Here is a 22,177-nt window from a genome sequence, read left to right as displayed (position 1 = left end):
AAGCCGCCCTGAGGGGTAGGAAGCCCAGGTCACCGTGTCATCATGCGATGACATCGCTTGATGACATGAACGGGAAGTACGTGCAGCCCTCCATACCGACGCCCGCCCCGGCCCCCGCCCCGCTCCACCACCCCCGCGCGCTCGTACCGGTGCTGGTCGGTCTCGGAATGCTCGTGGCCGTCGTCAGCAGCCTCGGCGCGCCCCTGATCCCCACCATCGCCGCCGAGGACCACGTCGCCGTCTCCACCGCACAGTGGGCGCTCACGGTCACCATGCTGGTCGGCGCCATCGCGACCCCCGTCATGGGGCGGCTCGGCGACGGTCCGCACCGCAAGCGCGTCATCCTCGGCGGGCTCGCCGCCGTCTTCGCCGGGAGCCTGCTCGCGGCGCTGCCGGTCGGGTTCGCCTGCCTCCTCGTAGGCAGGGCGCTGCAGGGCGTCGGCATGGGCCTCGTGCCGCTGGCCATCGCCACCGCGCGCGACGCGCTGCCGCCCCACAAGGCGCGCGGCGCGGTGACGACGCTGTCGCTGACCACCGCGGCCGGGATCGGCCTCGGCTACCCGATCACCGGGCTCTTCGCCGAATACCTCGGCATGTACGCCGGGTTCTGGTTCGCGCTCGCCACGGCGGCCGCCGCGTTCCTCGCCACCCTCGTCGTCGTGCCCAAGCCGCCGCACCGGCCCAGCACCCCGATGGACGTGCCCGGAGCGCTCCTGCTCGCCGGAGGCATGGCGGCGCTGCTCCTCGCGCTCGCCGAGGGGGAGCGGTGGGGCTGGCTCTCCGCGCGCCTGCTGGCCCTCGCGGTCGCCGCGGTGGTGCTGCTCGGCGGCTGGATCGCGCACTCGCTGCACTCCACGCACCCCCTCGTACGCGTCCGCCTCGTCAAGGACCGCGGCGTGCTCGTCGCCAACCTGACCACCATGGTCGGCGGCGTCGGCACATACCTGCTGATCTCGCTTGTGACCCGGTACGTGCAGACCCCCGAGTCCGGCGGCTACGGCTTCGGCGCCTCCATCGTCGTCACCGGGCTGCTGCTCGTGCCGTTCTCCGCGGCCAGCCTCGTCACCGGGCGCCTGGTGCGGGCGATGGGCCGGGCCGCGACGCCCGCCCGCATGCTGCCGATCGGCTGCCTGCTCTCGCTCGGCTCGCTCGTCTGCTTCCTGCTCGCCCGCTCCAGCCTCTGGGGCATCGGCGCGATGATGGCGCTCGCCGGCCTCGGCGTCGGCGTCACGTTCGCCGTCACCCCCGGGCTCATCGTCGGCGGCGTGCCCGTGGCGGAGACCGGCAGCGCCATGAGTTTCAATCAGGTCGTGAAGTACATCGGTTACTCGACCGGCAGCGCGCTCAGCGCCGTCGTCCTCCAGGCCTCCACCGCGCCCGGCACCGCGCTCCCCACCGACGACGGCTACCGCAACGCCGGCCTCGTCGGCTGCGCCGCCTTCCTCGCCACGGGGATCATCGCCGTGGCACTCACCCGCACAGGCGGCCGCCCGCGCCCCTCCCTCGTCGCGGCCGGCGCGAGCGCCGATGCCCGTAGCGAACCGAGCCGTACATGAGCGGCGAGACGCCCGACCGGCGCCGCAGCAGCGCCCGCAGCCGCGAGGCGCTGCTGCTGGCGGCGACCGAACTGTTCTCCGAGCGCGGCTACGACCGCACCACCATCCGCGAGATCGGCGAACGGGCCGGCGTCGACGCCGCCCTCATCTCCCGCTACTTCGGCAGCAAGGCCCTGCTGTACGTGGAGGTGCTGCACGCCGAACACGGCGACACCGCCCCGGACGACCTCCTCACCGGGCCCCGACTGCGCGAGGTCGCCGAACGCGCGGAGCGCCGCGGCCCCGTGCCGCTGCTGCGCGTCGCCGTGCAGCCGTCGAGCGACCAGGCCGCGCAGGACGCCGCCCGCGCCGCCCTCCAGGCCCGGCTCGTCGAGCCACTGCGCACCCGCTTCACCCGCGAGGGCCGCGACCGTCCCGGGCTGCGCGCCGACGTCCTGGTCGCCTCGGTCGCCGGGGTGCTGCTCGCCCGCCACTCCGGCGCCTTCGACGACCTGGCGGACGCAGACCTCGACACGATCGTCGACGTACTCCTCGACGCGTGGGGCGACGGCTGAACACCGCGCACTGTGCGACACCTGCCACCCGAACGGCGGTATTCAAACCGCCTCGCTCTGCGCCGACCGCCAAGGCACGTGAGCCTCGCAAGTAACTGACCGTACTTCGAGGTGGTGGAGATGCAGGAAATGCAGACGAGAGCTCTCATCTCAGAATTTCTCGGCACGTTGCTGCTGGTGTTCTTCGCCGTCGGATCGGCGGTCCTGGGAGCCCAGTTCATCGGCACCCTCGGCATCGCCCTCGCCTTCGGCTTCACGCTGCTCGCGCTGGCCTACGCCCTCGGCCCGATCTCCGGCTGCCACGTCAACCCCGCTGTGACGCTGGGGATGCTGTGCGCCCGCCGCATCGACGTGGCGACCGCCGTCCGCTACTGGATCGCCCAGTTCGTCGGCGGCATCGTCGGCGCGGCCCTGCTGTTCCTGCTCGCCAAGCAGGTGCCGGGCCTGAAGACCGACGGGGCCTTCGGCTCCAACGGCTACGGCGACCGGTCCGACGTGCACATCAACATGGGCGGCGCGTTCCTCGCCGAGGTCGTGCTCACGTTCCTCCTCGTGTTCGTGGTGCTCGCCGTGACGCACCGCGTGGCCGTCGTCGGCTTCGACGGACTGCCCATCGGCATCGCCCTCGCCGTGATCCACCTCGTGGGCATCCCGCTCACGGGCACGTCCGTCAATCCGGCGCGCAGCCTCGGCCCGGCGCTGTTCGCCGGCGGCGACGCGCTGTCCCAGCTCTGGCTGTTCATCGTGGCGCCACTGGTCGGCGGCGTGATCGCGGCCCTGGTCCACCTGGTCACCCACCCCTCCGGTGAGGAGCGCACCATCGCCGACGAGGCGTCCGCGGCCTGAGCGGATCGCGGGCGGCCGTGTGCCCGTGACGATCACGGGTACCCGGCCCCGGCGGAGCAGGAGCAGCGCCCCCGACCGAAGGGAGCGGCCGTGAGCGGGAAGGACCGGCTGCGGAGCTACCGCGGCAAGCGGAACTTCGACTCCACCGGCGAGCCGTCCGGCGCCGACAGCACGGAGCGGGACGGCGAGGAGCCCGTGTTCGTGGTGCAGATCCACGACGCGAGCACGATGCACTTCGACTTCCGCCTCGAGGTCGACGGCGTGCTCAAGTCCTGGTCGATCCCGAAGGGGCCCTCCACCGACCCCCACGACAAGCGGCTCGCCGTCCCCACCGAGGACCACCCCCTCGACTACCGCGACTTCGAAGGCGTGATCCCCGAGGACGAGTACGGCGGCGGCACCGTCATCGTCTGGGACCAGGGCACCTATCGGCCCGCGAGCCACGACAAGAAGAAGCGGCCCGTGCCGTTCGACGAGGCGCTGGAGAACGGCCACGCCACGTTCGACCTGCACGGCGAGAAGCTGCGCGGCCGGTACGCGCTCACCCGCTTCAAGGGCCGCGACGAAAAACCCACCTGGCTCCTCGTCCGCGAGGGGACCGGCGGCAGCGGAGGCACCCCCGACCCCCGGCGCGCCCGATCGGCCCGCAGCGGCCGCACCCTGCGCCAGGTCGCTGAGGAGGCCGACGGCGGTGGGAGCGCATGACCGGCCTCCTCGACACCCTCCCGCCCGAACTGGAGCGCCGTCTCGGCGAAGCGGCACCCGGCCTCGAACTCGCGGCCTCCCCGATGCTCGCGACGCTCAGCGACCGCCGCGAGTTCGCGAAGGGCTGGATCTTCGAGCGGAAGCTGGACGGCGTTCGCGTCCTCGCCGTCCGCGAGAACGGACGGACCACCATCCGCTCCCGCTCGGGCCGCCGCCTCGACGCCACCTACCCGGAGATCGTGGAAGCGCTCGACGCGCAGGACGCCGCGGACTTCACCGTCGACGGCGAGATCGTCGCGTACGCGCACGGCCGCACCGACTTCTCCCGCCTCCAGCAGCGCATGGGCCTGACCCGGCCCCGGGACGTCGCGGCGAGCGACGTGGCGGTCAAGTACTACGTCTTCGACCTGCTGCGCGTCGACGCCGCGGACGTCCGCCGCCTTCCGCTGCGCACCCGCAAGTCCCTGCTGCGCCGGGCCCTCACGTTCACCGACCCCCTCCGCTTCAGCACCCACCGCAACGAGGGCGGCGCCGAACTCCTCGCCGACGCCTGCGGGCGCGGCTGGGAGGGGCTCATCGCCAAGCGGGCCGACAGCACCTACCAGCCGCGCCGCTCCGGCGACTGGCTCAAGCTGAAGTGCGCCCACGGCCAGGAGTTCGTCGTCGGCGGCTTCACCGAACCCACCGGCAGCAGGGAGGGCATCGGCGCGCTGCTGCTCGGCTACTACGAGGACGACCGGTTGCGCTACGCCGGCAAGGTCGGCACCGGCTTCGACCGGCGCACCCTCCTCGCCCTGCGCGAACAGCTCGACGAACTCCGGCAGTCGCACCCGCCGTTCACCGACCGCGTCGCCGAACGCACCGCGCACTGGGCGCGGCCACGGCTCGTCGCGCAGATCGAGTTCTCCGAATGGACCCGCGACGGCATGCTGCGCCACCCCCGCTACCAGGGACTGCGCGACGACAAGGACCCGACCGACGTCGTCAGGGAGCACACGTGACCATGGCCCACGACAAGAAGGTGCTGCGAGAACTCCTCGACAGCGAGGGGAAGACCTACGCCGCCGAGGCGGGCATCCGCCTCAAGAACACCCCGCAACCCCTGTACCGCACGCTCGTCCTCGCGAGCCTGCTCAGCGCCCGCATCCGGGCCTCGGTCGCGGTGGCCACGACCCGCGCCCTGTACGACGCGGGCCTGCGCGACCCGCGCCGCATGGCCGACGCGACCTGGCAGCAACGCGTCGACGCGCTGGGCGAGGGCGGCTACCGCCGCTACGACGAGCGCACCGCCACCCAGCTCGGCGACGGCGCCCGCATGCTGCTCGACGACTGGGGCGGCGACCTGCGCAGGATGCGCGAACAGGCGGACGGCGACGAGACCGAGATGCGCGCCCTGCTCCGCAGGACCCCCGGCCTCGGCCCGACCGGAGCGAGCATCTTCCTGCGCGAGGTCCAGGACATCTGGCCCGAGTACGCACCCATCCTGGACGCCAAGACCCTCCAGGGCGCGGAACGTCTCGGCCTCCCGAAGAACCCCGCCACCCTGACCCGTCTCGCCGGCGACACCCCGCGAGCCGAACTCTCGGCGGCCCTTGTGCGGGCCGCGCTCGACCGGCACGTGGTGGACCACTGCCTGGAGCGAGCCGCCTGAACACGAGAGGCGGGGGGGCATAGATACAAGCTTGTATCTATGGCTGCTAGGGTCCAGGCATGCCTCGGACCCAGCCCCACCAGACGAAACCGGCGTCGGCGGCCACCACGGTCTACGCCGTCACCAAGGAACTGATCCTCACCGGCGAGCTTCCCGGCGGCAGCCTCATCAGCGAAGGGGAGATCGCCGAGCGCGTGCAGGTGAGCCGGACTCCCGTCCGGGAGGCGTTCCTTCGGCTCGAGTCCGAGGAACTGCTGACCCTGCACCCCAAGCGCGGCGCCGTCGTCGTGCCCGTCCCGCCGGGGGAAGCGGCGGACGTGCTGGAGATGCGGCAGGCCGTCGAGCAGTCCGCCGCCGAACGCATCGCACGCGTCGGCCTCGCCCCCGAGCACGAGGCGCGGCTTCGTGAACTCATCGCCCGCCAGCGGGAGTTGGCGGAAGCGGGAGACGTACGCGCCTTCGCCGTCGCGGACGAGGCCTTCCACCGCGGAGTCGTCGAGGCCTCGGGGAACGCGATCGCCGCCCGCTTCTACGAGACCCTCGGCGACCGGCAGCGCCGCATGAGCGTCTCCGCGCTCGGCCACCGCCCCGAGCGGCTGCCGGGACTCGCCGACGAGCACGAGGAGCTGCTCGACCACCTCGGCGCCCGGGACGGCGCCGCGTTCGCCGAGGCCCTGCGCGCCCACCTGGCCGCGACCCACGGCCACCAGCACTGAACACCCCCGCACCCCCCACCCCTGAAAGAGCCCTGCCCTCACGATGCTCGACACGCACACCACCCAGCAGCCGGCCGAACCCGCGGCTGCTCCCGTCCGGCCCGGCCAGTGGCGGACCGTCGCCGCGGCGATGTTCGTCTGCGGCTGGGGCGGCAACCAGTTCACGCCGCTCCTGCTCATGTACCGCGAGCTGGGCGGCTATTCGACACTCAGCGTCGACGCCTTCCTCGGCGCCTACGTCGTCGGCCTGGTCCCCGGCCTGCTGCTCGCCGGGCCGATATCCGACCGGCGCGGACGACGACCGGTGATGATCGCCGGGACCCTCGCCTCCATCCTCGCGAGCCTCGTCCTGTGCTTCGGCGAACACAGCGCCTGGCCCATCTACGTCGGCCGCCTGATGACCGGCGTCGCCGTCGGCATCGCCATGGCCGTCGGCAGCAGCTGGGTCAAGGAACTGTCCACCGGGGCGGACACCGGAGCCGCCGCGCGCCGCGCCTCCCTGTGCCAGACGGCCGGCTTCGCCCTTGGCGCGGGCGTGGCCGGAGCCCTGGCCCAGTGGGGACCCTGGCCGATGGTGACGCCGTACGTCGTCCACATCGTGCTCACCGCCGCGGTCCCCGTGCTCCTGCTGCGCATCCCGGAGACCCGGACCGCGGTGCGCGGCGCGGCGGGCTCGCTGCGGGCCCTGATCGGTGAACTCGCCGCCGACCTGCGCATCCCCGCCCCCGCCCGCCGCCGCTTCCGCTGGGTCGTCATCCCCATGGCGCCCTGGGTGTTCGGCGCGGCCGGGCTCGCGTACGCGGTCATGCCCCAGCTCGTCGACAACCGGGTCGGGCACTGGGGCCTCGCCTACGCCACCGCGCTCACGGTCCTGACCCTCGGCACCGGCGCCGCCGTGCAGCCATTGGCCAAGAAGCTCGACAGCCGCACGGGCTCCCGGGGCGGGCGGGCACCGGTCGCCGCCATGTCGGTCATGCTGCTCGGCACCGTGCTGTGCGCCGTCAACGCCGCCGTGCTGTCACCGTGGCTCGCGGCGGCCGCAGCCGTCGCGCTCGGCGCCGGATACGGCATCGCCGTCGTCTCCGGCCTCCTGGAGATCCAGCGCATGGCGGGACCCGACGACCTCGCGGGCCTCACCGGCATCTACTACACGCTCGCCTACGCCGGGTTCCTGCTGCCCACCGTCCTCGCGACGCTGTCGGCGTGGCTGCCGTACTCGGTGATGCTCGCCGCGATCGCCGTGGTCGCCCTCGCCTGCCTCGTGCTGGTCACCGTCGGCGGGCGTACGACACCGGAGGTCAGCGACCCGGCTCGTACGTGAGCTGCTTGACCTGCCGCACGAAGAGGGCGCTTTCGACGGACCGCACGCCGTGGAGCGCCCCGATCCCCTCGCTCACGTACGTGTACAGCTCGCGGGTGTCGCGGTGCACCGTCGCGGCGAACACCCCGGCGACCCCGGTCACCGCCGCGGCGAACCGCACCTCCGGGTGCGCCGCGAGGGACTCGCCCACGGCGGTGAGCGCGGACGGGGCGACGGTCAGCCACAGCGCCGCCATGACCGAATGGCCGAGCAGTTCGTGGGTGTGCTGCACGTCGAAGTAGAGGACGCCGCTCGAACGCAGCCGGTCCAGGCGGCGCTTGACCACCGACTCCGACTGGCCGGTGGCCGCCTGGAGTTCGGTGAGCGCCACCCGGCCGTCCCGGCGGAGCAGGGCCAGGAGGGTCTCGTCGACCTCGTCGAGGACCGGGGGAGCGGAGGGTTCGGCGGACGGCGCCCGCAGCGCCGCCTCCTGCTCCGCGTCCAGCGCCTTGATCTTGTTGAGCCAGCCGACCGGGCCACCGTAGAAGGGGTGCAGAACGCACTGCGCGGTCGCCGAGGTGACCAGTGGTGTGCGCTGGAGACGGGCCAGGAGCAGTTCGTCCTCCTGGCCGCCGCGCGGCTTGATCGAGCACAGCACTTCCGTGCCGCCGGACAGCAGCCCCACGTACGAGGTGTCGGAGCGTCGCGCGAGGGCGCCCGCCAGCTGTTCCGCGCCGTCGGGTGCGCAGCGCAGCCGGACGAGCCAGCTGCTGCGCCCGAGCAGCGAGTCGTCCGTGACGCCGATGACCCGCAGGCCCACGCTCCCGCGCAGCCGGCGGAACCGGCGGGCGATGGTCTGGTCGGAGACACCGAGGACGGCCGCGATCCGGCTGAACGGCGCCCGCCCGTCGAGTTGCAGAGCTTGCAGCAACTGCAGGTCGAGTGCGTCGAGCACGGCGGGCTCCGGGGGCGTGGTCCTGACGGGTGGGCTTACGCGTGATCGTAAAGGAGCCGGTCGGGGCGGCGGGCGACGGCACCCTCGGAAACGGGCGAACCCGGGACCGCCTCACGCGATCCCGGGTTCGTCGTGCTCGCATCAGCCGTGCGGGTGCGCCAGTTCCAGGTCGAGGGCCTCCACGGCGCGGCCGTTCACCGACACCGTCCGGGTCGACGCCGGGTAGCCGCTGGCGACCAGCGAGTACTCGCCCGCGTCCAGATCACCGAAGGCGTACGCCCCGTCCGAACCGGTGGTCGAGGTGCCCACCACGTTCCCGGCCGCGTCCAGCAGGGTCACGCGCGCGTCGGACAGCGGCCGCAGCTCCGCCTTCGTACGGATCTGCCCCTGAAGGCGGACACCCGGCCGCAGCTCGATGTCCGGCTGGACCGTGGCGGACTTGGCGGCCCGCGCCGCGACGGCGGTGGGCCGGAACCCTTCGGCGGTCACGGAGATCGTGATGTCGCCCTCGGCGATGTCCCCGAGGACGTAGCTCCCCGAGGAGTCCGTGACGCCGCTCGCCAGCACGTCGCCGCGCGGGTCCGTGACCATGACGACGGCGTGGGCGACGGGAAGCCCGTCGTCGGCGCCGACGACCTTGCCGGTCAGGCTGCCCGCGCCGGACAACAGGATGTCGTGCTCGGTCGGACGGTCGGCGAGGACGAGGTTCGTCGCGTGCGGGTGGTGGCCCTCCGCCGTCGTGATCAGCACATGGGCGCCGGGCCCGGGAACGGGCATGCGGTAGCGCCCGTCGGCCCCGGCGACCGCGCGCGCGAGCTGCTGACCCGCGGGCGAGATGAGCGTGAGCACGGCACCCGCCAGGCCGGTGCCCGACGCGTCGCGCACGGTTCCGGACAGCGCGGGCCCAGCGGCCTCCACCGCTTCGGCTGATTCAGGCACGGGCGCCGTCGCGGGCGCCGGCTTCGGACGCCGCAGCAGGACCGCGCCGACCAGCGCCGCGAGCACGGCCAGCGAACCGGCCACGATCAGGCACAGCTGCATCCCGTCGAGGAACGACTCGGACAGCGCGCCGAGGGCCCGCCCCCGGTCCGCCCCGAGGTCCAGCTGGGCGACCGCCCCGAGCCCCTGCGCCTCGGCCGCCCCGACGATCCGCTGCGCCGCGTCCCCGGTGACCCCGGCATCGGCCAGGTGCCCGCCCAGCGACCCCGTGGACTTCGACGTGAGCAGCGCGCCCAGGATCGCCGGACCGAGCGCGCCGCCCACCTGCCGCAGCGCGTTGTTGCCCGCCGCGGCCATGCCCGCCAGATGGTGCGGCACGGAGGACACGGCGGTCGCCGTCATGGGGGTGACGACGAGCCCCATGCCGAGCCCGAGCAGCGCGAGACGCCAGGCCATCGGCCCGAACGAGGTGTCCGCGGTCAGCGACGTCAACGAGAACAAGGAGCCCGCCGCGCACAGCAGGCCGACGGTGATCAGCACGCGCGGCGAGATCCGGTGCATCACACGCCCCGCCACCGGGCCGACGAAGAAGCACACCCCGGTCACCATCAGCAGCCGGTACCCGGCGTCGAGGGTGTCGAGCTGCTGCACCATCCCGAAGTAGAGGCTGAGCACGAAGAAGAACCCGATGAGCGCCATGAAGGTGATCATCGCGATCAGGGTCGTCGCGCTGAATCCGGCGCTGCGGAAGAGCTTGAGGTCGAGCATCGGACTGGCGCTGCGCCGCTCGAAGACGAGGAAGGCGATCACGCCGACCACGGCGAGCGCCAGCGCCACGAGCACGCGGGTGTCGGAGAAGGAGCCGGCGCCGCCCTCGATGACCCCGTACACGAGCGCCGTGATGGCGACCGTGGCGGTGATCTGCCCCGGCCAGTCGAGCGCCCGGGCGTGCGGGGCGCGGGAGTCCTTCACCAGCCGTGCGGCGACCGCGATGGCGAGCAGCGCCACGGGTATGGACGGCAGATAGATCCAGCGCCACTGCGCGTGCGCCAGGATCACACCCGAGATCAGCGGGCCGACGGCCAGCGCCGCCATCAGGGACGACGCCCACAGGCCCACGAACTTGCCGCGTTCACGCGGGTCGGGCACCGCCTGGCTGATCATCGCCAGCGTCGTCGGCAGCAGCGCGGCGGCGCCGATCCCGGCCAACGCCTGACCGGTCCACACCACCTCGACCGACCGCGCGCACAGCGCCGTCGCCGCGCCGACCGCGGTGAACGCCAGGCCCGCCTGGAACACCTTCTTGCGCCCGTGCACATCACCGAACACGCCCGCCGTCAGGATGAGCGCCGCCATCGGCAGGACGAACGCGTCGGACACCCAGGACAGCTCGGATGTGGACGCGCCCAGCGCACGCTGGATCGCCGGGAGACTCACCGACACGGAGGTCACCGGCAGATAGGCGACGAACACCCCGACACAGGCCATGACGAGGGTGACGGCCCGCCGCTCCTGTGTTCCGTTCGCCGTTGTCGCCACGTTCACGAAGACCCTCTCCTGCGGCGCGCAGTGCGCCGCGCTCGACTTTCCGACCTGGAGCACCTTCCGTCCTCGGGCGGCACCGAGGCCAGCCAGGGTCGCCGAACCCCGGAAAACCGATGCGGGGGTGCCCGCGTTCACGGATTTCCGACAACCGGCCGGGCATGCGTGTACGCAGACGAGGAGAGCCCCGGCGACACGTCTCGCCGGGGGCTCTCCTCGTATCAAGTGCTGCGGATCAGCCCGCCACCGCGTCCGGTTCGGCCGCCGCCTGCACGGCCCCGCCGGTGAGCCGGGCGACCGCGTCCTGCATGTGCGCGTCGAGGAGTGTCAGCAGGCGCTCCTCGTCCTCGTCGCGCATCGCCTCGATCAGCTCCGCGTGCTCCTCGACCAGCGCGTCCGGGTCCGAGTGGTCGTCGGTGAGGACCGCCAGGCACATCCGCGTCTCCACGAACAGGGTCTGCGCGATGCGCTGCAGGCGCGGGCTGCCGGACTGCTCGACGAGCACCTGGTGGAAGTCCATGTCCGCGGCGCTCAGCGCCGCGTCGTTGCCACGCCGCGCCGCCGACTCCATCCTGCGGTGCGCCTTCTCCAGGTGGTTCGCGGTGGTCTGCGGGTCGTGCTGCAGCACGAGGCGGCAGGCCGCGGACTCCATGGCGGTGCGCGCCAGATAGATGTCGCGCACGTCGTCCTCGTCGAGGCGGGTCACGAAGACGCCGCGATGCGGTGCGCTGACGGCGATGCCCTGCTGCACGAGGCGTTGCAGCGCCTCGCGCAGCGGGCCCCGGCTCACGCCGAGCTGGCCCGCCAGCTCGGCCTCGCCCAGCTGGGTGCCGGGAGCCAGGGTGCCGTCCATGATCGCTTCGGTGAGCCGTGCGGCGATGACGGTCGCCGCGGGTTCACGCTTGACCGGTCGCAGGGTTTTCGCAGTGGCCATATTAAGTTCGGTCCTCTGATCGGCGCGGCCGCCGCTTCAGGCGCCCGCGGGGGTCGGGGAATGGGGTGTGCGGGAGAGCCGGAACAGCGAGCCGAGGCCCTCGCGCGGCGTCTCGTCGCCCGCGAGCCGCAGGCCTTCCCAGGCGGTGACCTGGTTGGCCGTCAGGACGGGCTTGCCGACGGCCTCCTCGAGGTCGTCCAGCCAGGCGGCGCTGTGCAGCGCGGTGTCGGGCAGCAGGATCGCCTCGGCGTCCGGGTGGTCGTTCTCCCGCGCCAGTTCGATGACCTGCTCGCGGCCCAGCGTGCCGACCTCGGCGGCGGTGATGATGCCCTGCCCCGACACCGAGACGACTTCCGAGCCGTGGTGCTCCAGGAAGCGGACGAAGTAGCCCGCCACGTCGTCCGGGTACGTCGCGGCGATGGCGAGGCGTCGTACGCCGAGCGCCTGGACCGCGTGCGCGAAGGCGAACGATGTCGACGAGGCCCGCTCGACCGGGAGCCCCGCGGCCTCCGCGAGCTCGGCGACCTGCTTGCGGGCGCCCTCGGGACCGAAGATGAAGCTGGCGCTGGTGCACGCCCAGACCACCACGTCCTGCGGCTCGGCCAGCAGCTCACCGAGCGCCGCCTTGAGACGGTGCGTGGAACCCATCTCCAGGAGGTCGTCCACCCGGTGCGCGTCCACGCCGATGTCCGTGTGGACGAGCGTGAGCCGGGCGCCGCCGCCGATCATCCGCTCCAGGCGCGGGTAGTCGTCCTCCGCGGAGTGACCGGGGTACAGGAACCCGACTCGGGTGGTCTTCTCGCTCATGCTTCTGACGTCCTTTCGTGCAGGCAGTGTACCGAGGATCCGGTCAAATGTAGATTGTTGACAGTACGAAGAGCGGCAGCGCCACGGTGTGGCGCTGCTCAGGGGCTCAGCCGAGGTCGAGGTCCGCGGTCGGCTCGTCCGGGGGAGCCGCCGCCGTCGCCTCGGGCGCCGCGATCTGCTCCCAGTCGGCGGCCTCCCGCACGACGGCCGCCGCGGCGGCGGGCGGAGGCGGGGCGATGCCCCGCCCGCTGTAGGGCGAGAGTGCCGCGCGGGCCGCCGGGTCGATCAGCGACTGGTAGTCACCCGCCGCGAGGGCGCCCGCGCGGCGCAGCGCGGCCCACATCGTGACCTGGTTCGCGGAGATCACCGGGATCCTGAGCTCCGCCTCCAACTGCGGGATCACGTCGTACGTGGCCAGATTGGTACAGCTGATGAAGAGACAGTCCGCGTGCGTCAGGTCCGCCGAGCGGGCCAGTTCCACCACGTTGCGATAACCGACCTTCCAGATCTCCCCGGTCAGGCCCATGTACTGGCGGCCGACCACGTCCACGTCCGCCTCGCCCAGGAAGTCGGCGAGCGAATCCGTCAGGGACGCGGTGTACGGCGTGATGACGCTGACCCGGCGCGCGCCCAGCTCGCCGAGCGCCTCCAGCAGCGCCCCGGACGTGGTCACGGACGGCGCGCCGCCGCCCGCCCCGCTCATGGACACGCACATGGCGCGTTCGTGCGCGGTGCCGCCGACGAAGCTGCCGGATGTGCAGGCGTACGCGTAGGACGCGGGCCGTACCGCGTCGAGCGCCATGACGGCGTTGTGCAAGGTCTCGTGCTCGCTGATCAAGCGAGCCATGTCCACGCTGACCTCCACGGGAACGTACGGGGTGCGGGTCAGGTGGAGGGAGATCTCCTCGGGGGTCCAACGCCACAGTTCGCGATCGAGCGCGAAGTCGAACGGGGCGACTACGCCGATGCCGAGCTGGGGGACGGGTCCGCCGAAGGTCGTGATGTCCAATGCAGGGCCCCTTCGTGGCTGCACGCGTACGGGACCGGGGTGCGGTCCGTACGCCTGAGGTGGACGTGTGATGGCAGGTCGTGCGGAGGGGAGGGGTGTTTTGCCGGGCGAGCCACGGGTAAGAGAGTGGGCCCGCGGTTCGCATGTAGATTGTTGACAACGTAAAGATCGGCTGCTTAGCGTGTCAATCCCCTACGGGGGGCTGCTCGTTCATCGTGGTGAAAGCCTCGGTAAAGAGCCGGGGATCTCAGCCCAGGGGATGGCCCTTCCCCAGCCCTCACGGGGTCTTCGTCCCTCCATGGTCAACCCTCGAACCGCACCTCGCATACCGTCCGCTCCAACCGTCGCCGCGCCCGTCGCGCGACCCGAAGGACCGCCGTGCCGAAGACCGAGAAATCCCGCGTTCTGGTGCTCGCCGACCACCGGCCCAGTGGCCTGGAGGAGGTGGCGGCCCACGCCGAGCTCGTCTGCATCCCCGAGGACCGGCTCGCCGCCGAACTGCCGCACGCCGATGCGCTGTTGGTGTGGGAGTTCGGCACCGAGGCGCTGCCCGGCGCGTGGCCTGAACAGGGCGGACCGCGCTGGGTGCACACCGCGAGCGCCGGCGTCGACCGGCTGATGTTCCCCGCCCTGCGCGACTCCGACGCGCTCCTCACCAATTCGCGCGGCGTCTTCGAACAGCCCATCGCCGAGTACGTCGCGGGCCAGATCATCGCCCTCGCCAAGGACTTCGCCGGCACCTACGACCGCCAGCGCGACCACGTCTGGCGGCACCGCGTCACCCAGCGGGTCTGGGGGACGCGCGCCGTCGTGCTCGGCGGCGGCCCCATCGGCCGCGCCGTCGTCCGCACCCTGCGCGCCCTCGGTATCGACACCGAACTGGTCGGACGCACCCGCAGGGAGGGCGACCCCGAGGTCGGCACGGTGCACGCCTTCGACGAGCTCGACACGCTGCTCTCGCGCGCCGACTGGGTGGTCTGCGCGGCGCCACTCACCGAGCAGACGCAGGACCTGTTCGACGCGGCCACCTTCGCCCGCATGAAGCGCGGCGCCCGCTTCGTCAACGTGGGGCGCGGCCCCATGGTCGTCGAGAAGGACCTCCTCGCGGCCCTCGAAGAGGGCCAACTGGGCGGCGCGGCGCTCGACGTGTTCCGGGAGGAGCCGCTGCCCGCCGACAACCCGCTGTGGGACGCCCCGAACCTGCTGGTCTCCCCACACATGTCGGCCGACACCGACACCTGGCTCGACGACCTCGCCGAGGTCTTCGCCGACAACTTCGCGCGCTGGCGCGCGGGCCGTCCGCTGCGCAACGTCGTGGACAAGGAACTGGGTTACGTACCGGTCGCGGACGCCCCGCAGGCCGCAGCAGAGGAGGGCCCCCGATGACCAGCACGACCAGCTCGACCAGCACCGCCGGCGCGAACGCCACGGCCGGCGTGAGCACCCCGGCTCCCCAGGAGCCGTACGCGCTGACCGCCACCGAGCTGCTCGCCGCCTACGAGAGCGGCGACCTGTCCCCGGTCGAGGCCACCCGCTCCGTGCTCGACCGCATCGAGTCCGTCGACAGCAAGCTCAACGCGTTCTGCCTGGTCGACCGCGACGAGGCGCTCGCGCAGGCGAAGGCGAGCGAGGAGCGGCGCCGGCGTGGCGAGGCCCTCGGCCTCCTCGACGGCGTGCCGACGTCCATCAAGGACCTGATGCTCACCAAGGGCCACCCCACGCTCCGCGGCTCCCGCACCATCTCCGCCGACCGCGAGTGGGACGAGGACGCGCCGTGCGTCGCCCGGATGCGGGAAGCGGGCGCCGTGTTCGTCGGCAAGACGACGACGCCGGAGTTCGGCTGGAAGGGCGTCACCGACAACCCGCTGACCGGCGTCACCCGCAACCCGTGGGACCCGTCGACGACGGCGGGCGGCTCCTCGGGCGGCAGCGCGTCGGCCGTCGCGGCGGGCATGGCCCCGCTGTCCATCGGCACCGACGGCGGCGGCTCGGTGCGGATCCCGGCCGCGTTCTGCGGCATCTTCGGCATGAAGCCCACGTACGGGCGGATCCCGCTCTACCCGGCCAGCCCCTTCGGCACGCTGGCGCACGCGGGCCCCATGACCCGCACCGTGGAGGACGCCGCCCTCCTCATGGACGTCGTCACGGGCTTCGACAGCCGCGACTGGTCGGCCCTCGACGCGCCGCGCGGCGGCTACCGGGCGGCCGTGGTCGACGCGTTGGCCGCGGGTTCGCTCCAGGGACTGCGCATCGCCTACGCCCCGACCCTCGCGGGCGCCCCCGTGGACCCGCAGGTGGCCTCGCGTGTCGCGGCGGTGGCCCGGCTCCTGGCCGACCTCGGCGCGGATGTCGAAGAGGCCGACCCCGGCTTCACCGACCCCGTGGAGGCGTACCACACGCTGTGGTTCTCCGGCGCCGCCAAGGTCGTCGAGCACCTGGGCGCCGAGCAGTTCGCCCAACTGGACGCGGGGCTCCAGGAGGTGTGCCGCGAGGGCGCCGCGAAGAGCGCGCTCGACTACCTGGGCGCCGTCGACACACGCATGGCGCTGGGCGTGCGCATGGGCCGCTTCCACGAGACGTACGACCTGCTGCTCACGCCCGCGGTGCCGATCGCGGCGTTCGAGGCGGGCGTCGAGGTGCCGGCCGGCAGCGGGCACAAGCGGTGGACGGGCTGGACCCCGTTCACATACCCGTTCAACCTCACGCAGCAGCCCGCCTCCACGGTGCCCTGCGGCGTGACCGACGCGGGCCTGCCGGTGGGCGCGCAGCTCGTCGCCGCGCGCCACGGCGACGAGCTGGTGCTGCGCGCCTCCGCGGTGCTGCATGCCGCGCTGCGCGGTTCCGGGGTGGTGGACACGGCGCCGGTGGGCTGATGCTCCAAGCTCCCACGACGTCCTCCCGCGACGTCGGAGGACGGGAACTGAGGCCGGCCTTCGTCTTCGTCACGACGGAATCGGGGGCCGGCTGGCTGCCCCACGGGGCGCTCCCCAAAGGCGACCCGTCCTGACACACGCCGTCAGGACGGTGTCTCCGACGGGCCCTTGGACTCCAGACGGCCCAACGGGTGCGCACCCTCGGCGAGTTCGGTCCCGGCCGACGCCCAGTCGGAACTGCCCAAGCCGAGCGCATGGCGCAGGTACGCCGTCGTGACTGCCTGGACCAGGGCGACACGTGCCGGATTCTCGTCGGTCGTCTCCGCCACCTCGTAGCCGGAGACGCCGCCGAGGAAGTGCTCGGCCCCGTACAGCGTGAGCAGGCTCTTGTCGCCGGGACTGAGGCGGTAAGGATCGGTCGTCCACTCCGCGTCCGGGACGGTCAGCGGCAGCTCGTCCTTGTCGCCCGCGACAATCAGCGCGGGGGCGGTCATCCGCGTGAAGTCCGGATGCCGCAGCCAGGGCAGGTTCTCGGCGGCGAAGGGCGTCAGGGAGTCGCCCCCGCTCCCGGCCGTCGCCAGCAGCACGCCCGCCCGGACGCGCGGATCGGCGAGGTCCTGCGCGACTCCGGTCTCCGGATCGCCGACCCGCAGCCCGAGCAGCATGCCCGCCGTCTGCCCGCCGAAGGAATGCCCCGCCACGGCGATACGCCGTCGGTCGAGGCGGCCCCGCAGGCCCGGAACGGAAGCTTCGAGCACGCTGAGTCGATCGAGCACGATCCCCATGTCTTCCACGCGATAACGCCACGTCCGGGGCCCGCGCGGATCGCCTGCCGCGAGGCCGAGCGTCCTGGAGTCGAGATGAGTCGGCTGCACGACCACGAAACCGTGCGCGGCCCAGTGGTCGACCAGCGGCCCGTAGCCCTCCAGCGACGAGCCGAAGCCGTGCGAGAGAAGAACGACCGGCAGGCCCCGTCCGCTCACGGGCGCGGTGACGCGTGCGCGCAGGCCCCCGTCGTGATGCGGCGCCGGCAGCACGATCGGCTTGACCGAGACGACGGGGGGCGCGGCGTCCAAGGCGCCCGACGTGTTCGAGGTGTCCATGCGCGTACGCTAAAACCTGACGTTGACGTCAGAGGCAAGTCCTGGCGTCGTCGGACCGGCCGGGGAGGCACACGGTGCGTATCGGAGAGCTCGCCGCCAAGACCGGTGTCAGCGTCCGGGCGCTGCGCTACTACGAGGAGCACGACCTGCTCGCCGCGGAACGCAGCCCCAGCGGGCAGCGGTTGTACGCGCGCGAAGCGGTCGACCGGGTCCGACTGATCCAGCAGCTCTACGCCGCCGGCCTGTCGAGCCGCACCATCGTCGAGCTGCTGCCGTGCGTCGTCGACGGCGACGCCACCCCCGAACTGCTCGACCGACTGGCGGTCGAGCGGGACCACATCGACAACAAGATCGCCGAACTCGCCGACACCCGCGACCGCCTCGAATCGGTCATCGCCGGGGCCACGAAGAACCTGCGCACCGGCCGGTCCTGCCGCACACCGGCGTCGTAGGGTGGCCCCGTGATCCTGCCCAAGATCCGCGACCCCCGCTTCATCACGCTGCGCCGCGGAGGGACGCTCACGGACGACGACCACCACCTCCTGGCCCTCTGGGCGGCCGACTGCGCCGAGCACGTGCTGCCGCTCTTCGAGGCGGTGGAGCCCCTCGACCGGCGTCCTCGTGAGGCGATCGAACAGGTCAGGGCGTGGGCGCGCGGCGAGATCAGGATGTCCGACTCCCGCGCGGCGGGCGGCCACGCGATGGCCGCGGCGCGCGTGCTCGGCGGAGCGGCCCGCCACGCGGCGTTCGCCGCCGGACAGGCCGCCGTGGTCGCGCACGTCGCCGCGCATGAACTGGGCGCCGCGGCCTACGCGATCAAGGCGGCCCGCGCGGCGGCCCCCAAGGCCGAGGCCGAGGAGGCGGGCCGGGCCGAGTGCGGCTGGCAGCGAGCCCAACTCCCGGACGCCATCAAGGATCTCGTCCTGGACGACCAGCGGCTGCGCAACGACATCTGCTGGTCGGTCTTCGACTGCTGACAGCGGCCCCGGCCTACCTCGGCAGGGCCGTCGCCGCGCCGGCCAAGCCTGGAGGGTGAGTACGGGCCCCTCGGGGACCCGCTGTAACCCGGGCGCCGACCGCACGAGAAGGGGGCGGGCCGGAGGGCCGGCCCGCCCCTGTCGGTACTGCCTACACACTCACTCCGCACGCTTGAACTGCAGCGACTCCCCGACGGCGCCCGTCCGCCACAGGTCCTGACTGGCCTCGGCGAGGCGGTCGAGCCCGTCGACGATCGTGCCCCAGACGATGCCGGGGACCCAGCCCTGGTCGCCGTTGATGAGGAGGTTGTTGCGCTCGTAGAAGAGGGCGAGGTCGACGACGATGTCGCGCTCCGCGTGCGCGGCCTGGTTGCCCTGCTGCTCGGCCGCGGCCTCGTAGCCGTAGGAGGCCGTGCTCATCTGGGTGTTGGAGAACGTGAAGTAGCACAGGTCGCCGGGGATCGGCGTGATCGTCGGGTTCTCCAGCGGGGGCTCCTGCGGGGCGAAGGCCGGGACAAGGGTGTAGATCTCGTTGCGCGCGTACTTCGCGTGGTAGACGTCGCTGCCCAGCGGCAGGGCGTTCCAGATCGCCTCGCAGGTGATCGGGGCGCGGTCGTCGAGCAGCTTGGCGGTGGCGGTGACGCCGCGCTTGGGCAGGGAGACCTCGATGAAACGGTCCATGGGTGTCGTCGCTCCGGTCTGATCGGTGATCAACGTAGGGGGAAGGTAAGCCGGTTGGGGTCCGCCTGTCAGCCGAGCGGCATCGCCAGGTAGCGCGTCTCCAGGAACTCGTCGATGCCGACCCGGCCGCCCTCACGGCCGAGGCCCGAGGCCTTGACGCCGCCGAACGGGGCCGCGGGGTTGGAGACGACCCCCTTGTTGAGGCCGACCATGCCGGTCTCCAGCCGCTCGGACATCCGGAAGGCGCGCTCCAGGTTCTCCGTGAACAGGTAGGACACCAGGCCGTACTCGGTGTCGTTGGCCGCGGCGACCACCTCGTCCTCGTCGGCGAAGGTGAGGATCGGGGCGACGGGACCGAAGATCTCCTGGCTCATCAGCGCCGAGTCGGGGGAGACGCCGGTGAGGACGGTCGGGGTGTAGAAGTAGCCCTCGCCCTGCGCGCGCTCGCCGCCCGTGAGGACCTTCGCGCCGCGCTCGACGGCGTCGGCGACCAGCTCCTCGACCTTGCCGCGGCCGTCCTCGTCGATCAGCGGGCCGACCGAGACGCCGTCCTCCGTGCCGCGGCCGACCGCGAGCGCGGCCATCCGCGCGGAGAGCTTCTCGGCGAACTCCGCGGCGACGGACTCGTGCACGTACAGACGGTTGGCGGCCGTGCACGCCTCGCCGATGTTGCGCATCTTGGCGGCCATCGCACCCTCGACGGCCTTGTCGAGGTCGGCGTCCTCGCACACGATGAACGGCGCGTTGCCGCCCAGCTCCAGCGACACCCGCAGCACATGCTCGGCGCTCTGTTCGATGAGCAGGCGGCCCACCGCGGTGGAGCCGGTGAAGGACAGCTTGCGGATCGTGCCGCCGCGCAGCAGCGGCTCGACGACCTCGCCGGGGCGGGACGTCGTGAGCACGTTCAGAACGCCCGCGGGCACGCCCGCCTCCGTCATGATCTCGGCGAGCTTCAGCATCGACAGCGGCGTCTGCTCGGCGGGCTTGATGATCATCGTGCAGCCTGCGGCGATCGCCGGGCCGATCTTGCGGGTGCCCATGGCGAGCGGGAAGTTCCACGGCGTGATCAGGAGGACCGGGCCGACCGGGCGCTTCATCACGACAAAGCGGTCCTTGCCGTCGGGGGAGGTCTGGTAGCCGCCCTCGATACGGACGGCCTCCTCGGCGAACCAGCGGAAGAACTCGGCGGCGTACGCCACCTCGCCGCGCGCCTCGGCGATCGGCTTGCCCATTTCCAGAGTCATCAGGAGGGCCAGTTCGTCCTGGCGCCGCATGAGCAACTCGTAGCCGCGGCGCAGGATCTCGCTGCGCTCGCGCGGCGCGGTGGCCGCCCAGGACTCCTGCGCGGCGGCCGCGGCCGCGGCGGCGGCGCGCGCGTCCTCGGCGCCCGCGTCGGCGACGGTGCGCAGCTCACGGGCGACCGAGGGGTCCTCGACGCCGAAGGTCGCGCCGGAGGCCGCCGGGCGCCAGCCGCCGCCGATGAACAGTCCGTCGGGCACGGACGCGACGACGGCCCGCTCGCGCTCTGTCTGCTGTTCGGTCACTGCACTCACTTCGACTCCCGTGGTTTTGGAACTCCCGGCCCGGCTCACTCGTGGACAGCCGCGGAATTGCATGCTTGCATGAGTGTAGGTTGTTGACAATCCTACGACGCGGCCTGATGTTGATCTCCGTAGAAGATCCGTGAATGACCGCGGTCACCGAGCGAGGAGCCGTCCATGAGTGCCTTGTCCCCCGTCCTCAAGCAGGCCACCCCCGTCCTGGCCGAACGCGGCGAGGGTGTCCGTCTCTACGACGAGTCCGGCCGCGCCCACCTGGACTTCACCGCCGGCATCGGCGTCACCTCCACCGGGCACTGCCACCCCAAGGTGGTCGCCGCCGCCCAGGAGCAGGTCGGCAAGCTCATCCACGGCCAGTACACGACCGTGATGCACAAGCCGCTGCAGACCCTCAGCGCGCGCCTGGGAGAGGTCCTGCCGAACGGACTCGACTCGCTCTTCTTCGTCAACTCTGGTTCGGAGGCCGTCGAGGCCGCGATGCGCCTCGCCAAGCAGGCCACCGGTCGGCCCAACATCGTCGCCTTCCAGGGTGGCTTCCACGGCCGTACGCTCGCCGCCGCGTCGATGACCACGTCGGCCACCAAGTTCCGCTCCGGATACGGCCCGCTGATGTCGGGCGTCGCGCTCGCCCCGTTCCCCAACTGCTTCTACTACGGCTGGGACGAGGAGACCGCGACCAAGTTCGCGCTGCGCGAGCTGGACCAGCTGCTCGCCACCGTCACCACGCCCGCCGACACCGCCGCGTTCATCGTGGAGCCGGTCCTCGGCGAGGGCGGCTACGTTCCCGCCAACACGGCCTTCCTGCGCGGCCTGCGCGAGCGCGCCGACCGGCACGGCATCCTGCTGATCATCGACGAGGTGCAGACCGGGTTCGGGCGCACGGGCAAGTTCTGGGGCCACGACCACTTCGACGGCAAGCCCGACATCATCGTCACGGCCAAGGGCCTGGCCAGCGGTTTCCCGCTGTCCGCGATCGCCGCCTCCAAGGAACTGATGGCGAAGGCATGGCCCGGCTCGCAGGGCGGCACGTACGGCGGCAACGCGGTGTCGTGTGCCGCCGCCATCGCCACGCTCGACGTCATCCAGGAGGAGAAGCTCGTCGAGAACGCCGCCGAGCGCGGCGAGCAGCTCTTCACCGGCCTGCGCGAGGTCGCCGAGAACTACCCGGTCGGCGGCCAGGGCGGCATCGGTGACGTCCGCGGCCTCGGCCTCATGGCGGGCATCGAGTTCGTCACCGCCGACGGCGAGCCGGACGGCGCGACCGCCGCTCGCGTGCACGCCGCCGCATCCGAGCGTGGTCTGCTGCTGCTCACCTGTGGCACGCAGGGCCAGGTCGTCCGGATGATCCCGCCGCTCGTCGTGAACGGCGAGGAGATCGACGAGGGCCTGCGGCTGTGGCGCGAGTCGGTCGCGGCGGTCCTCGGCTGACACCTCCGGCAGGAACCGGGGCGACGCCGCCCCGAGGCCCAC

At 72.4% G+C, this 22,177-nt stretch carries 21 protein-coding genes; 13 read left to right on the top strand and 8 right to left on the bottom strand.

Going from position 1 to position 22,177, the window contains the following annotated elements:
* The first annotated feature begins 47 nt into the window (after nt 1-47).
* The 8 genes from ACP4E5_RS02575 (at nt 48) to ACP4E5_RS02540 (ending at nt 7,349) form a co-directional block, all read left to right on the top strand.
* A complete protein-coding gene (locus tag ACP4E5_RS02575; RefSeq protein WP_425825033.1) occupies nt 48-1,556 on the top strand; it encodes an MFS transporter in 1,509 nt (502 codons plus the stop codon).
* Nucleotides 1,553-2,110 carry a TetR/AcrR family transcriptional regulator gene (locus ACP4E5_RS02570; protein ID WP_425825032.1) on the top strand — a complete coding sequence of 186 codons (558 nt, stop codon included), beginning with the start codon at nt 1,553-1,555 and terminating at the stop codon, nt 2,108-2,110. The genes ACP4E5_RS02575 and ACP4E5_RS02570 overlap by 4 nt, the downstream gene beginning before the upstream one ends.
* 129 nt (nt 2,111-2,239) lie before the next feature.
* Nucleotides 2,240-2,956, top strand: a complete 717-nt coding sequence (locus tag ACP4E5_RS02565; protein WP_425825031.1) for an MIP family channel protein — start codon at nt 2,240-2,242, stop codon at nt 2,954-2,956.
* Between the two features lie 90 nt (nt 2,957-3,046).
* Complete coding sequence (locus ACP4E5_RS02560; protein ID WP_425825030.1) at nt 3,047-3,661, top strand: DNA polymerase ligase N-terminal domain-containing protein; 615 nt, start codon at nt 3,047-3,049, stop codon at nt 3,659-3,661.
* The gene (gene ligD / locus ACP4E5_RS02555; protein ID WP_425825029.1) at nt 3,658-4,662 is read left to right on the top strand and encodes a non-homologous end-joining DNA ligase; all 1,005 of its coding nucleotides are present in this window, start codon (nt 3,658-3,660) and stop codon (nt 4,660-4,662) included. Before ACP4E5_RS02560 ends, ligD begins: the two co-directional genes overlap by 4 nt.
* A 2-nt stretch (nt 4,663-4,664) precedes the next feature.
* Nucleotides 4,665-5,312: an endonuclease gene (locus ACP4E5_RS02550; protein ID WP_425841032.1), complete on the top strand. Its 648-nt coding sequence runs from the start codon at nt 4,665-4,667 to the stop codon at nt 5,310-5,312.
* 59 nt (nt 5,313-5,371) lie between these two features.
* On the top strand, nt 5,372-6,028 hold the full coding sequence (locus ACP4E5_RS02545; protein ID WP_425825028.1) for a GntR family transcriptional regulator: 657 nt from the start codon (nt 5,372-5,374) through the stop codon (nt 6,026-6,028).
* Between the two features lie 43 nt (nt 6,029-6,071).
* Nucleotides 6,072-7,349, top strand: a complete 1,278-nt coding sequence (locus ACP4E5_RS02540; RefSeq protein ID WP_425825027.1) for an MFS transporter — start codon at nt 6,072-6,074, stop codon at nt 7,347-7,349.
* Here ACP4E5_RS02540 and ACP4E5_RS02535 read toward each other — a convergent pair.
* From ACP4E5_RS02535 to ACP4E5_RS02515, 5 genes are all read right to left on the bottom strand, one after another.
* Complete coding sequence (locus ACP4E5_RS02535; protein ID WP_425825026.1) at nt 7,327-8,283, bottom strand: Lrp/AsnC family transcriptional regulator; 957 nt, start codon at nt 8,281-8,283, stop codon at nt 7,327-7,329. The genes ACP4E5_RS02540 and ACP4E5_RS02535 overlap by 23 nt on opposite strands.
* A 141-nt stretch (nt 8,284-8,424) precedes the next feature.
* Nucleotides 8,425-10,710, bottom strand: coding sequence for a DHA2 family efflux MFS transporter permease subunit (locus ACP4E5_RS02530; protein WP_425841030.1), 2,286 nt, complete (start codon nt 10,708-10,710; stop codon nt 8,425-8,427).
* Between the two features lie 289 nt (nt 10,711-10,999).
* Entirely contained in the window at nt 11,000-11,698 is a 699-nt protein-coding gene (locus ACP4E5_RS02525) for a GntR family transcriptional regulator (RefSeq protein WP_425825025.1), read from the bottom strand.
* Nucleotides 11,699-11,734: 36 nt separating this feature from the next.
* Entirely contained in the window at nt 11,735-12,505 is a 771-nt protein-coding gene (locus ACP4E5_RS02520) for a maleate cis-trans isomerase family protein (RefSeq protein ID WP_425825024.1), read from the bottom strand.
* A 106-nt stretch (nt 12,506-12,611) separates the two neighbouring features.
* Nucleotides 12,612-13,514 carry a maleate cis-trans isomerase family protein gene (locus tag ACP4E5_RS02515; RefSeq protein WP_425825023.1) on the bottom strand — a complete coding sequence of 301 codons (903 nt, stop codon included), beginning with the start codon at nt 13,512-13,514 and terminating at the stop codon, nt 12,612-12,614.
* A gap of 378 nt (nt 13,515-13,892) precedes the next feature.
* On the opposite strand from ACP4E5_RS02515, the gene ACP4E5_RS02510 reads away from it, so the two are divergent.
* Nucleotides 13,893-14,900, top strand: a complete 1,008-nt coding sequence (locus tag ACP4E5_RS02510; RefSeq protein WP_425825022.1) for a D-2-hydroxyacid dehydrogenase — start codon at nt 13,893-13,895, stop codon at nt 14,898-14,900.
* Complete coding sequence (locus tag ACP4E5_RS02505) at nt 14,897-16,387, top strand: amidase (protein ID WP_425825021.1); 1,491 nt, start codon at nt 14,897-14,899, stop codon at nt 16,385-16,387. Before ACP4E5_RS02510 ends, ACP4E5_RS02505 begins: the two co-directional genes overlap by 4 nt.
* Before the next feature lie 143 nt (nt 16,388-16,530).
* On the opposite strand, the gene ACP4E5_RS02500 is transcribed toward ACP4E5_RS02505, so the two are convergent.
* On the bottom strand, nt 16,531-17,490 hold the full coding sequence (locus ACP4E5_RS02500; RefSeq protein ID WP_425825020.1) for an alpha/beta hydrolase family protein: 960 nt from the start codon (nt 17,488-17,490) through the stop codon (nt 16,531-16,533).
* A 74-nt stretch (nt 17,491-17,564) separates the two neighbouring features.
* Here ACP4E5_RS02500 and ACP4E5_RS02495 point away from each other — a divergent pair, with 74 nt between their 5' ends.
* Nucleotides 17,565-17,942 carry a MerR family transcriptional regulator gene (locus ACP4E5_RS02495; RefSeq protein WP_425825019.1) on the top strand — a complete coding sequence of 126 codons (378 nt, stop codon included), beginning with the start codon at nt 17,565-17,567 and terminating at the stop codon, nt 17,940-17,942.
* A 9-nt stretch (nt 17,943-17,951) separates the two neighbouring features.
* A complete protein-coding gene (locus ACP4E5_RS02490) occupies nt 17,952-18,467 on the top strand; it encodes a putative immunity protein (RefSeq protein WP_425825018.1) in 516 nt (171 codons plus the stop codon).
* Nucleotides 18,468-18,626: 159 nt separating this feature from the next.
* On the opposite strand, the gene ACP4E5_RS02485 is transcribed toward ACP4E5_RS02490, so the two are convergent.
* A complete protein-coding gene (locus tag ACP4E5_RS02485; RefSeq protein WP_425825017.1) occupies nt 18,627-19,148 on the bottom strand; it encodes a DUF3830 family protein in 522 nt (173 codons plus the stop codon).
* 68 nt (nt 19,149-19,216) lie between these two features.
* Nucleotides 19,217-20,701: an NAD-dependent succinate-semialdehyde dehydrogenase gene (locus ACP4E5_RS02480; protein WP_425825016.1), complete on the bottom strand. Its 1,485-nt coding sequence runs from the start codon at nt 20,699-20,701 to the stop codon at nt 19,217-19,219.
* A 165-nt stretch (nt 20,702-20,866) separates the two neighbouring features.
* Between ACP4E5_RS02480 and ACP4E5_RS02475 the strand changes: the two genes are divergently transcribed.
* The gene (locus ACP4E5_RS02475; protein ID WP_425825015.1) at nt 20,867-22,135 is read left to right on the top strand and encodes an aspartate aminotransferase family protein; all 1,269 of its coding nucleotides are present in this window, start codon (nt 20,867-20,869) and stop codon (nt 22,133-22,135) included.
* The last annotated feature ends 42 nt before the right edge of the window (nt 22,136-22,177 follow it).

The sequence above is a fragment of the Streptomyces fractus genome (assembly GCF_049844455.1).
In the GTDB taxonomy this organism is placed as follows: Bacteria; Actinomycetota; Actinomycetes; order Streptomycetales; family Streptomycetaceae; genus Streptomyces; species Streptomyces fractus.
Note: the sequence above shows the minus strand (reverse complement) of the source record. Positions and strands in the feature narration are given on the sequence as shown.